The following is a 12,113-nucleotide window of genomic DNA, read 5'->3' on the forward strand; positions in this document are numbered from 1 at the left end:
TTTAATTATGTGTAAATAATATTAGTAAGTTGAGTTTTGATAATTGTTGCAAAAATGCTCTACATCCTGCCTACAAAAAAAGCTGTTTCATTTTGAAACAGCTTCCTATATTTATATAATTCTTACTTACATCTTATCATCAGCAGTAGGGCCATAAAGTCCGGGAACTTTATTTCCGGTTGATCTTAGGTAAACCACCAGCTCACCTCTGTGATGGTACAAATGATTATAAAGAAAGCCTCTTACCACCTGGATTCTTGGAGATGGTGGGAAAAGTACATTTCCGTTCATTTCCATTTTCCACTCATTAAAATAAGTGTTTTCATCCGAGTTTTCAAGAACTTTCTGTGCGTTGGCAACATTTTCTTCAAATTTTGCGAGGATATTTTCCGCTTTGGAAATATCTCCTTTATCATACTTATACGCTCCCATATCAAAAGTATCCTGATTGAAAGTGGATTCGTACCAATTGTATACTTCAGCAATGTGTGAGGCCAGCTGACCGGTTGTCCAGTTTTTTTCAGAGGGTTTCCAGTCTAATGCGCTGTCAGGGATTGCCTGTAAAATTTTTCTGGTGTTTTCAGCTTCATGCAGAAACTCACCTAAAAGTGCCTGTTTAATCATTTGTATATGTTTTTAAAATTAAGGTTATTTTGTAATATCTCTTCCAATAACCAGTCTCTGGATCTCAGAAGTTCCTTCTCCAATCGTACAAAGCTTAGAGTCTCTATAGAACTTTTCAGCTGGGAAATCTTTTGTATAACCGTATCCTCCGAAGATCTGAACAGCATTGTTCGAGATTCTTACACAAGCCTCAGAAGCATATAGTTTTGCCATAGCTCCTTCTTTTGTCATTTTTTGTTTTGCATTTTTAAGCGTAGATGCTCTTTGGATAAGAAGTTCAGCAGCATCAATTTCTGTAGCCATATCTGCTAACATGAAGTTGATTGCCTGGAAATCTGCAATAGGTTTTCCGAACTGATGTCTTTCTTTTGCATATTTCAAAGCAGCTTTGTAAGCTCCTCTTGCAGTACCTAAACTTAATGCAGCAATAGAGATTCTACCACCATCTAAAACTTTCATAGCCTGTTTGAAACCTTCGCCTACTTCTCCTAAACGGTGAGAATCCGGTACACGTACGTTATCAAAAATTAATTCTGCTGTTTCAGAAGCACGCATTCCTAATTTATTCTCTTTTTTTCCGGAAGTAAATCCAGGCATTCCTTTCTCTAAAACAAAAGCTGTAGAGTTATTTTTAGCACCTATTTCTCCTGTTCTTGTCATTACTACGGCAATATCTCCTGAAATAGCGTGAGTGATAAAGTTTTTAGCTCCGTTGATGATCCATTCATCACCATCTTTTACAGCAGTAGTGGACATGCCTCCTGAATCAGAACCTGTGTTGTGCTCTGTAAGTCCCCAAGCTCCGATTACTTTTCCGGAAGCCAGCTGAGGAAGCCATTTGTGTCTTTGTTCTTCATTTCCAAATTCATAAATATGATTGGTGCAAAGTGAGTTGTGTGCTGCTACAGAAAGACCAATAGATGGGTCAACCTGAGAAATTTCGTCCAGAATAGTAACATACTCATGATAACCTAAGCCGGAACCTCCATATTGTTCAGGAACTACAATTCCCATAAAACCCATCTCACCCAATTGGTGGAATAAGTCTTTTGGAAACGTTTGGCTTTCATCCCATTCCATAATATTCGGTCTGATGTTCTTTTCTGCGAATTCTCTAGCGGTTTCCGCTATCATTTTGATGTTGTCAATAGTCTCTGTATTCATATAATAATAGTTAGTTCCCAAAGATAACCAAATTGATGGAATGCTAAAATAAATTATTTCAATCGTAATATCTAAAGGGCAATCCCTTTAATTTTCAAATTTTTATATTTTGAGAATTAATACTTTCTTAATAAAATATTCAGTCTTTTCCGTTTTTTATTTCACTATTTTAGTTCCCCAATTTTTAAGGCATGAAAAAAATTCTACTTCCTATCATTTTAATTTCCACTTATATTTCTGCGCAAGCTCCTGCCGGATATTACGATGGAACTACCGGATTGACGGGATATGCCCTGAAATCAAAACTCCACGATATTATTTCAGAAAAGATGGTCAACTGGCATTATGACGATCTTAAAATGTTATATGGGCAGACTGATCTTGATAAATATTATGATCACGATGCATCGAATACTCAATATCTGCTGGATATCTATTCTGAAATTCCTTCGGGACCGGATGCTTATGAGTATACAGTGGATCAGATGGTAGCAGGAGTGAGCATGGAAGGTCAGGGATATAACAGGGAGCATATGATGCCGCAAAGTACGTTCAGTACAAGCTCATCCATCAGTGATTATCCTATGTATTCGGATCTGAATTTTATAATTCCTGTTGATGGATGGATCAATCAGCGCAGGAGTAATTATCCTTATGGAATGGGAAATAATACGAATCATTATATCTTTTCCAATACGTCGAGGATCTCGAATGCAGCTATTCCGAATTATCCTTACACCGGAAGGGTATATGAACCTATTAATGAATTCAAAGGGGATATTGCAAGGTCATTGCTGTATTTTGCAGTACGATATGAAGGGAAATTAGGCTCATTCAATACGGCTTATACAACCTCCGCTAATCTTACTCCTGCTACGGATCAATGTCCATTGGATGGAACGGAAGAAAGAGCTGTTGATCTTGCCTATATTGCCATGCTGAAACAATGGAGTGCTGCAGATCCGGTTTCTCAAAGAGAAATTGACAGGAACAACACCATTTATACGATACAAAAAAACAGAAATCCATTTATAGACCACCCTGAATGGATTGATATGATATGGTCTGAAACCCCCGACAATATTGCTCCTGCAGCTCCGGGATCACTGGTTTCAACCCAGCAGAATGCCTATTTTGTGAATTTGAACTGGACGGCGTCTCCCGATACTGATGTTTTAGGATACAGGGTCTATATGAATGGTTCTACGACACCTGTTGCAGTTACCAAAGGGACTTCCATCAGTATAGATCATTTGACCCCGTCAACTACTTATACCTTTACAGTGAAAGCTTTTGATAAAGCATATCTGGAATCTCCGTTCAGCAATACATTGACAGCTTCAACGATTGCTTCGGATTCATATGCTCCGGATCTTATGATTACGAAGTATATCTCGGGAACAAATACGGAATTTATAAAGAATAATGCTCTGGAAATTGTTAATAAAACAGGACATGAAGTTAATTTAAATAATTACAGGATTAATATTCAGTTTAAAAATAATTCTTCGGGAGCTATTTACAGTGGAGATACTTATGAACTGGAAGGTAAAGTAGGGAATAACGAAACTTTTGTTATTCTGAATCCAAAAGGCACTCTGTCATGTTATACCACTGGCCAGGCGAGATTTGTCACGGCTTCTGATCCTATGATGTTTGCAGGTGAGAATTATGTTGAGCTAGCTTATAATAAAACGGTGACAGTAGATGCTATCGGAGTAAAATATACAACCAATAACAACGGAAATGTATCTTTGTATAGAAAGAATATGATCAATCAACCTAACAACACTTTTGCTATCAGTGAATGGGATTCTTATCCGTCCAACTACTGTCAGAACCTGGGTGGTACATTATCTACAGCAGATTTGATTACTGTCAATAATGAGTTTACAATATATCCGAATCCTGTTTACGATAATCTCTATGTGAACGGAGAAGTTACCAATATAAAAACAGCTCAGCTTATAGATCTTTCCGGGAAAGTAATTTATACGGAGAAGGATCCTTTCAGATATAAGAAAAGTATTCCGGTGACGGGAATTCCTGCAGGAATGTATTTCTTAAAGCTTGATGAAAAGGCCCATCAGTTTATTAAAAAGTAAGTAATCTAAGGATTTAAATACTATCAGCCAAACCTAACAGGTTTTAAAAACCTGTTAGGTTTATTTTTATATGGTGTAGAAATAATTCAAGAGATTGCTTCGCTTTGCCCGCAATGACTGTCCTAGCCCTGATAGTAGCGGTTACCCCGCAGTAGAAGTGGGAGAGTTGGAGGGTTAAGGAGCTGGAATTGGCAGGAGCGAGGAGTAATGAGCGGATAGCAGGAACAGCTTCTTACCATCCAAAAAAGTATAAAAAAGTAGAGTTAAAGTAGGTAACATAACAAAAGATCTAATATTTTTTTCATTTCTGTAATTTTTCAGTTTTTTGTTAAAGCCTTAAAAGCCTTATGTTTACTGCATCATTGATATAAGCTGATTCGCTAATAATGAATATCTATAAGTGTTTCTGCTTATATTTTTTATATATAAGTAATTATGCTTATATTTGCAATATGATAGCGGTCATTACCGGTGATATTATAAATTCACAGCATGCGGACACTGAAGTTTGGATTACCAGACTTAAACATCTTCTCGAAAAATGGGGAAGCGCTCCTCACACATGGGAAATCTACAGAGGAGATGAGTTTCAGTTCAAGTGCAAAATTGATGACGTTTTCTGGCGTTTTCTAGCCATAAAATCTCTTATTAAAAGTGTTGAAAATCTCGATGTAAGAATGGCCATAGGTATTGGTGAGGAAAGTTTCTCTTCTGAGAAAATCACTGAATCTAACGGTACTGCTTATGTGAATTCAGGAAGATTGCTTAATGATCTTAAAAGTGACGGTCATACCGTTGCTATCAAAACATCCAGTGATCCGGTGGACAGAGATCTTAATATCCTGTTGAAATGGTCATCCAAGGATTTTGATAACTGGACAATGGCTACGGCAGAGATTATTCATGAAATGATTATGAATCAGGATATCACTCAGGAAGATCTTGCTAAGAGATTTGCTATTTCACAGTCTTCGGTAAGCCAGAGACTGAAACGAGCCAACTATGAGCTCATCGTGGAAACCAATCAGTATTTCAGAAAGAAAATCTCAGAACTATAGGCATGATCTTTATCAAACTCATATTGGCACATCTACTCGGAGATTTTATACTTCAGCCAAATTCATGGGTTGCAGATAAGGAAAACTATAAACTAAAAAGTAAATTTTTATATATTCATGTTCTGATTCACACTATTTTAAGTCTTATTTTTCTATGGGATCTTCAACTTTGGTGGGTAGCTGTTTTGGTGGGAATTACTCACTTTATTATTGATGCAGCCAAGCTTAGTTTCCAGAATGTAAAGACTAAGAAAAGATGGTTTTTCATTGATCAGATGCTGCATGTTCTGGTGATTGGTGGAGTTTCTTTTTATTTCCAGGAATTCAGCTTCGGATTTTTACAGAATCAGGAATTTTTAAAGATAATTATGGCAGGACTTTTCTTAACGACACCAGCTTCTATTTTTATCAAAATCTTATTGTCGTCATGGACACCAGCTCCGGATGGCCCTAACACAATTCAAACCGAATCTTTATCAAGTGCCGGAAAATATATCGGAATTTTAGAACGTCTGCTGGTTTTCACTTTTATTATGGTGAATCACTGGGAAGGCGTAGGTTTCATGGTGGCTGCCAAATCTGTTTTCAGATTCAGCGACCTTGCACAGGCAAAACAGAGAAAGCTTACAGAATATGTATTAATTGGTACACTGCTGAGTTTTGGACTGGCTGTCTTAACAGGAATAATAATAAAATAAATCAATAAATCTAACTACAATTTAGAAAGTAAAATTATGAGTCAAAAGAAAGAAATGTTGTACGAGGGGAAAGCAAAACAAGTATTTGCAACCGATAATCCTGATGAAGTAGTAGTACGTTTCAAAGACGATGCTACAGCATTTAATGCTCAAAAAAGAGGTCAGGTAGACCTTAAAGGAGAAATGAACAACGCAATCACAACTCTTATTTTTGAATATTTAAATGAAAAAGGGATCAAAACTCATTTCATCCAAAAATTAGACGAAAGAGAGCAGCTGGTAAGAAAAGTTTCTATCATTCCTTTGGAAATGGTAGTAAGAAACTACTCTGCAGGAAGTATGGCACAAAGATTAGGAGTGGAAGAAGGAATTAAATCTCCGGTAACGATCTTCGATATCTGCTATAAAAAAGATGAGTTGGGAGATCCGCTTATCAATGATCACCATGCCGTTTTCTTAGGAGCAGCTACTTATGAAGAGCTTGACGAGATGTATGAGTTATCTTCAGATATCAATGATATCCTTATCGACCTGTTTGACAAAATCAATATCATCCTGGTAGATTTTAAAATCGAATTAGGTAAAACTTCAGACGGTGAAATCATCTTAGCAGACGAAATCTCTCCTGATACTTGCAGACTTTGGGATAAAGATACCATGAAGAAATTAGACAAAGACAGATTCAGAAGAGACTTAGGAGAAGTTACTGAGGCTTATGTTGAAATCTACAACCGTCTTAAAAATCTTTTACAGAAATAAGATTTAATTTATTTAAAGATTGAATCATTTAAAAATTAAACTGTCAGTAATCTTTTAATCATTAAATTTTTTAATCTTTTAATTTAGAAAAAATAGAAATGAAAAGTTTAGACATTCATAAAAGTGAATATTTAAAACAGTTTGAAACCCAGACTTACGGAAGGAATCTTTTCAGAACTCAGGAAGAGGAAAGACTGGATGCTCCTAATGAAGAATGTGGGATCTTCGGAATGTATTCGGATAATGATCTGGATACTTTCTCGCTTTCACAGTTTGGTCTTTTTGCATTACAGCACAGAGGTCAGGAAGCTTGTGGTATTTCCGTTTTAAAGGATGGAAGAATCACAAACATGAAAGACGAAGGACTGGTTTTGGATGTTTATAAAGAAATTCAGGAACCTGAAACTTTTATGGGAAATTCTGCAATTGGGCATACCCGTTATACCACTGCAGGAGATAAGAAGAAATATAATTTCCAGCCATTTTTCGCGAAAAACGAATATGACCAGATTATACTTTCTATAGCACATAACGGTAACCTTACCAATGCCAAAGAATTAAAAGCAGAATTAGAGGCTGAAGGCGTTGTTTTCAGAGCGACTTCCGATTCTGAAGTAATCCTGAGACTGATCCAGAAAAACCTTGATTTAGGTCTTCGTGGAGCTATTAAAGCTACAATGGAAAAGATCGAAGGAGCTTATTCTGTAGTAGGGATGACCAGAAACAAATTCTTTGCATTCAGAGACTTCAACGGTATCCGTCCGTTAGTATTGGGAGCTATTGATGAGAAATCTTATGTAGTGGCTTCTGAATCTGTAGCATTGGATGCTGTAGGAGCTCAGTATGTACGTGATATTCTTCCTGGTGAGATCATTTATACCAATGAAAACGAGCCTGGAAAACTTCATTCTTATATGATGGATGAAGCGAAAGGTAAGCAGAGAATCTGTTCTTTCGAATATATTTATTTCGCAAGACCAGACTCTACTTTAGAAAACATCAATGTATACGAGATCAGAGAAAAATCCGGAGAGAAAATCTGGGAACAGGCTCCTGTAGAAGCTGATTTGGTGATTGGAGTTCCGGATTCCGGAGTTCCGGCTGCTATTGGCTTCTCTAAAGCTTCAGGAATACCTTTCCGTCCGGTTTTGATCAAAAACAGATATATCGGAAGAAGTTTCATCGTGCCTACACAGGAAATGAGAGAAAGGGTAGTGAACCTTAAACTGAACCCGATCATCTCTGAGATGAAAGATAAGAGAGTAGTCATTATTGACGATTCTATTGTTCGTGGAACAACCTCTAAAAGATTGGTTAAAATTCTAAAAGATGCAGGCGTAAAAGAGATTCACTTCAGAAGTGTTTCCCCACCCATCATTGCACCATGTTATCTGGGAATTGATACTCCGTCCAAAGATGATCTTATCTCAGCGAATATGACTACGGAAGAACTTAAAAATTATCTGGGTGTAGATTCCTTAGAGTTTTTAAGCATAGATAACCTGAAAGATATTTTAGGATCAGCGAATCACTGTTTCGGATGCTTTACAGAAGAATATCCTGTTGGAAAAGGAGAAGAGGTAGATTTATTTAATTAATCTCTTTATCTGAAAAATATAAAAATAGAAGAGCTGGGTTTTTCAACCTGGCTCTTTTGTTGTTTAAATGTAGCAAAAGCTTAATATTCCTGTATTATACAATATATAAAGGAGTTTTAATTTTGTCAGATTAAAACTTCAGGATATGAAAAACGTACTTTTTACAGGTATTTTTCTGGTATTGGGCCAGCTTTACTCTTCACAGTCTTTTGATAATCAGGCACACCGCGGAGGGAAATCTCTTTACCCTGAAAATACTATTCCGGCAATGAAGAATGCCCTGAAAATGAATGTGACAACTCTGGAAATGGATCTGGCCATCACCAAGGATAAAAAGGTAATTCTTTCCCATGATGCTTTTCTTTCACCGGAACTGGCTACAAAGCCGGATGGAACTTACATTCCCAAAGATTCAGGTTTTTATTACAAAATATATGAAATGCCTTACGCAAAGATCAAAACATTTGACGTAGGATTAAAAAAATTGAATAATTACCCGGATCAAAAGAAAATAAAAGTTCAGAAACCTCTCTTTTCAGACGTCATTGATGCATCTGAAGCTTATGCCCGAGAATTGAAAAGATCGCTGCCTTTTTACAATATAGAAACGAAAACACGCCCTTTTTCTGATAACATTTTTCATCCTGAACCGAAGGAATTTGTAGATCTGATGATGAAGATTATTGTAGAAAAAAAGATTCAGAACAGAGTGATCATTCAGTCTTTTGATCCCAGAACCCTGGAAATCCTTCATAAAGAATATCCTAAAATCATGACTGCTTTACTGGTGGAAAAGGTAGATGATAAAAAGCTGGCTCAGCAGCAGGCTTATTTTAAAAACATCCCTGTAGAAAAGTTCAAAATGTATCCCAATCACCTGAGTGGAGTAGCCGGAGATATGAAGTTCCTGAGTTTTACTCCTACTATCTACAGCCCTGAACATAGTCTTGTGACCCCACAATTAGTACAGGAATGCCACTCATTAGGCATGAAAGTAATCCCATGGACTGTGAATACCAAAGAAAGATTAAAAGAATTAAAAGAAATGGGAATAGACGGTGTCATCAGTGATGATCCGAGAATATTCGAATAAAACTATTACGATTCTACTTCAATATAAATAGCCGGAAGATACACTTCCGGCTATTTTATGCGTACAGATTACTCTGCACTTAGGGTTAAAAAATTGGTTCTTTGATTAGAATTTATAATTCAGACCTAACTGAAATACTCTGTTGTTATTTTCAGCGGCAGACATGCTCTTATCAATCTTTGTTAAGCTGTTTACATATCTTGCATTGATCCCGATATTGGAAGTGATATCATATCCTAAACCAAGACCTAATCCGAAATTGAATCTGTTGATCATGTCTTTGTCAATATCTGTAGAGTGAGAACTTGCAGTAGTGGTTGTAACCCCTCCTGTAGTACTTGCTACAGTAGATTCTCCTTTATTCTTTCCACTGATGAAATAACTGAATTCAGGTCCTGCTTCAATATAAAACTTCTCCATTGGTCTCATCTGAACCATTAAAGGAACAGAAATATAATCCATTTTTACTCTGCTCTGTACCTTGGTTTTTACGTTCGTTACGCCATTGTCTGTTTCTGTAGAATACATTACATCCTTTGCACCCATTTGGTTGTATAATACCTCTGGTTGGAAGCTGAATTGTTTTGAAATTGGAATGTTAACGAATACACCAGCGTGGAAACCTAGTTGTTGGCTGTTGATACCAAACTTCTGCTGACTGAAATAAGCTGAGTTTCCCCCTGCTTTAATCCCGAATCTAATAGGCTGAACATCTTTTTTTAGTGGTGATGCATTTACTGTTTTCGTTTCTGTCTTTGTTTCTGTCTCCTGGGCAAAAGCTAGCGTACCAGCAGTTAATGCTAATCCTAAAAATAACTTCTTCATAATTTTATTTTTTAATTTTACTATTTGTGTGTCGGATGATCTCTCAATCTGACTCGTATTATTTTGCAAATTGCTTGCCAAAATTAAAAAATGCCTGTTTATAGGTGTTTTCAGGCTGTTTTCAGGAAGTTTTTTTTTAATAATTTATCCCTTTTTGATGAATAAATTTGTTGCAAACTGAATGTTTTGTGAAAATACTTGAACGTCTGATGGGCTTTATTGTTGATAATTGAAATGATGAAAAAATTTAAACTGGAATTAGCCTTTTCAAGAATTAACAAAGTATTCTGGGTTATTTTTAAGAATAGAAATAAAAATACCGGACTCTTAAAGCCCGGTATCAGTTTTGAAAATAATAAATATCTCTATTTAAAGCGATAAGCCACTCCAAGCTGAAGCGCATTATTTCTGACTTTACTACCGTAATCATTCTTGAAGATTCCTGTTATACCTGCCGTAAATCTGGCGGTCACTCCAAAATTTTGAGTAAAATAATATCCTGCACCAATTCCAATTCCGAAATTGAACTTATTATATATTTTCATCGGAATTTTATTGGAGAAATTCTCAGTACTAACAACAGTTGTACCATCGTATCTCATTTCGTTTCTTCCGTCTCCTTCTATTTTTCCTCCCAGAAGTAAACCAAATTCAGGTCCTGCCTCCACATACAATTGAGGAAGAATATTGTACTGAACCATAATAGGAAGAGTAAGGTAGTTTAAATTAGTTTTGTAATCATATTCCTGTTTCGTAAAATAATCTCCCGAATCATGAATAAAGAGGTCTTCCGTTTTTGAGCCTAGTTGGCTGAAAAGAAGCTCGGGTTGTATACTGAATTTTTCAGCAAGAGAAATATTGGCAAATATTCCGATATGTGAACCTGCTTTTATTTTTTCGCTATTATCAACTTCATTTCTTTCACCTCTGCTGAAAGCAGAACCATTGAAACCGGCTTTAATCCCGAATTTTACTGAAGATGGTGTGGTGGAAGACTGTTCTTTTTCCTGTGCATTCATTAAAAAAGAGCTGACAAATGTAAGTCCTAGAAAAATTTTTTTCATGATTTAAGTTTTATTTTCTGATTATGGCAAATTATCTGCCATAAAGATAAGAAGTGATAAAAATCATACGGTATGCGAAAAAGTCAGGCTTAAACTAATAAACCTGACTTTTTCTATTGAAATCAAAATGTATTTTAATCATGAAACAAAATATATTCAATATTCTGTTGTGTACTCTAATGTTCAGCCTACCTGATACAGTTCTCGTTAAAAGTTAATGGTAATAGTTAGATTTTAATTTTGATATTCAATTGAATATCAACTGAATCAAAGCATACTCATTGTAAAAAACAAGACCGTAAGTTGGAAATTTCCGGAATAGAGTACAATCAACTATTCAATACGCAAATTTCTTGCCAAAAAATATTCAAACAATAAAAAAGCCGGATTATAGTAAACCCGGCTTTGTATTGAATAGAAAGTTTGTTTTTAGAATTTATAAGCTAAACCAAACTGGAATACTCCATTTTTCGCTTTATCTTCAGATAAATCAGGTCTGTTTTTCGCTACATCTGTTAAACCAGCAACATATCTTGCGGTAACACCGATGTTTTGTGTGAAATAGTATCCTGCTCCAAGACCAATTCCGAAATCAAATGATTTGAAAACGTCTTTGGCATCTGTAGAGTTTGATTTATATTTTAATTTTGAATTCACAAGGAAACTAAACTGTGGACCAGCCTCCAGATATAGATTAGGTAGGGCATTATACTGAAGCATCAATGGGATAGAGATATAATCTAAATTAGCTTTTACATCACTGTCTACTTTAGCTTTTGCACCCATTCCACTATATAATACTTCCGGTTGGAAAGAGAAATCCTGAGCTACAGGAATATTAGCAAATACACCTCCGTAGAATCCAGCTTTAGAGTTGAATTCACTATCAGTAAGAGTGGAAATATTAAGACCTGCTTTTACACCAAATCTAACTGGTGAAGTTGAAGCAGTAGAAGTTGAAGTCTTCTGAGAGAATGCAAAAGTACCTGCTACTAGGGCAAGGCCTAAAAAAATCTTTTTCATAAGTTTTATATTTTAATAGTTATTAAGTTTTATTTAACATTTCATTAAGAAACAAACGGTGTGCCAAAGTTTAAATGTGCTGTAAATCTACTATTTACCATG

The 12,113-nt window shown here is 35.9% G+C and carries 11 protein-coding genes; 6 read left to right on the forward strand and 5 right to left on the reverse strand.

The annotated features are described in order from the left end of the window. Positions 1-126: 126 nt before the first annotated feature. Together BUE84_RS10690 and BUE84_RS10695 are read right to left on the reverse strand one after the other, a co-directional pair. Positions 127-624, reverse strand: a complete 498-nt coding sequence (locus BUE84_RS10690; RefSeq protein ID WP_079241617.1) for a DinB family protein — start codon at positions 622-624, stop codon at positions 127-129. A gap of 24 nt (positions 625-648) precedes the next feature. Beyond that, positions 649-1,788 (reverse strand): acyl-CoA dehydrogenase family protein, encoded by a 1,140-nt coding sequence (locus BUE84_RS10695; protein ID WP_034698301.1) that lies wholly within the window; start codon positions 1,786-1,788, stop codon positions 649-651. Between the two features lie 191 nt (positions 1,789-1,979). Between BUE84_RS10695 and BUE84_RS10700 the strand changes: the two genes are divergently transcribed. From BUE84_RS10700 to BUE84_RS10725, 6 genes are all read left to right on the forward strand, one after another. Beyond that, positions 1,980-3,893, forward strand: coding sequence for an endonuclease (locus BUE84_RS10700; RefSeq protein WP_079241618.1), 1,914 nt, complete (start codon positions 1,980-1,982; stop codon positions 3,891-3,893). A 452-nt stretch (positions 3,894-4,345) separates the two neighbouring features. Continuing rightward, positions 4,346-4,951 (forward strand): SatD family protein, encoded by a 606-nt coding sequence (locus tag BUE84_RS10705; RefSeq protein WP_034698295.1) that lies wholly within the window; start codon positions 4,346-4,348, stop codon positions 4,949-4,951. A 2-nt stretch (positions 4,952-4,953) separates the two neighbouring features. Then, positions 4,954-5,649: a DUF3307 domain-containing protein gene (locus tag BUE84_RS10710; RefSeq protein WP_079241619.1), complete on the forward strand. Its 696-nt coding sequence runs from the start codon at positions 4,954-4,956 to the stop codon at positions 5,647-5,649. A gap of 36 nt (positions 5,650-5,685) precedes the next feature. Beyond that, positions 5,686-6,408 carry a phosphoribosylaminoimidazolesuccinocarboxamide synthase gene (purC, locus tag BUE84_RS10715; protein ID WP_047430685.1) on the forward strand — a complete coding sequence of 241 codons (723 nt, stop codon included), beginning with the start codon at positions 5,686-5,688 and terminating at the stop codon, positions 6,406-6,408. 98 nt (positions 6,409-6,506) lie between these two features. Continuing rightward, positions 6,507-8,006, forward strand: coding sequence for an amidophosphoribosyltransferase (gene purF / locus BUE84_RS10720; protein WP_034698287.1), 1,500 nt, complete (start codon positions 6,507-6,509; stop codon positions 8,004-8,006). 145 nt (positions 8,007-8,151) lie between these two features. Beyond that, a complete protein-coding gene (locus BUE84_RS10725) occupies positions 8,152-9,099 on the forward strand; it encodes a glycerophosphodiester phosphodiesterase family protein (RefSeq protein WP_079241620.1) in 948 nt (315 codons plus the stop codon). Between the two features lie 105 nt (positions 9,100-9,204). Here BUE84_RS10725 and BUE84_RS10730 read toward each other — a convergent pair whose 3' ends face one another. The 3 genes from BUE84_RS10730 to BUE84_RS10740 form a co-directional block, all read right to left on the reverse strand. Then, positions 9,205-9,924, reverse strand: coding sequence for a porin family protein (locus tag BUE84_RS10730; RefSeq protein WP_167595388.1), 720 nt, complete (start codon positions 9,922-9,924; stop codon positions 9,205-9,207). A gap of 365 nt (positions 9,925-10,289) precedes the next feature. Continuing rightward, entirely contained in the window at positions 10,290-10,988 is a 699-nt protein-coding gene (locus BUE84_RS10735) for a porin family protein (protein WP_079241622.1), read from the reverse strand. Positions 10,989-11,417: 429 nt separating this feature from the next. After that, entirely contained in the window at positions 11,418-12,011 is a 594-nt protein-coding gene (locus BUE84_RS10740) for a porin family protein (RefSeq protein ID WP_079241623.1), read from the reverse strand. Positions 12,012-12,113 lie beyond the last annotated feature (102 nt).

Origin of the sequence: Chryseobacterium indologenes (assembly GCF_002025665.1) — a bacterium.
Classification (GTDB): domain Bacteria; phylum Bacteroidota; class Bacteroidia; order Flavobacteriales; family Weeksellaceae; genus Chryseobacterium; species Chryseobacterium metallicongregator.

What these genes read in the sequence shown, in the direction of transcription:
- BUE84_RS10690 (WP_079241617.1), bottom strand. Translation starts at nt 624, where the DNA reads ATGATTAAACAGGCACTTTTAGGTGAGTTTCTGCATGAAGCTGAAAAC.
- BUE84_RS10695 (WP_034698301.1), bottom strand. Translation starts at nt 1,788, where the DNA reads ATGAATACAGAGACTATTGACAACATCAAAATGATAGCGGAAACCGCT.
- BUE84_RS10700 (WP_079241618.1), top strand. Translation starts at nt 1,980, where the DNA reads ATGAAAAAAATTCTACTTCCTATCATTTTAATTTCCACTTATATTTCT.
- BUE84_RS10705 (WP_034698295.1), top strand. Translation starts at nt 4,346, where the DNA reads ATGATAGCGGTCATTACCGGTGATATTATAAATTCACAGCATGCGGAC.
- BUE84_RS10710 (WP_079241619.1), top strand. Translation starts at nt 4,954, where the DNA reads ATGATCTTTATCAAACTCATATTGGCACATCTACTCGGAGATTTTATA.
- purC (WP_047430685.1), top strand. Translation starts at nt 5,686, where the DNA reads ATGAGTCAAAAGAAAGAAATGTTGTACGAGGGGAAAGCAAAACAAGTA.
- purF (WP_034698287.1), top strand. Translation starts at nt 6,507, where the DNA reads ATGAAAAGTTTAGACATTCATAAAAGTGAATATTTAAAACAGTTTGAA.
- BUE84_RS10725 (WP_079241620.1), top strand. Translation starts at nt 8,152, where the DNA reads ATGAAAAACGTACTTTTTACAGGTATTTTTCTGGTATTGGGCCAGCTT.
- BUE84_RS10730 (WP_167595388.1), bottom strand. Translation starts at nt 9,924, where the DNA reads ATGAAGAAGTTATTTTTAGGATTAGCATTAACTGCTGGTACGCTAGCT.
- BUE84_RS10735 (WP_079241622.1), bottom strand. Translation starts at nt 10,988, where the DNA reads ATGAAAAAAATTTTTCTAGGACTTACATTTGTCAGCTCTTTTTTAATG.
- BUE84_RS10740 (WP_079241623.1), bottom strand. Translation starts at nt 12,011, where the DNA reads ATGAAAAAGATTTTTTTAGGCCTTGCCCTAGTAGCAGGTACTTTTGCA.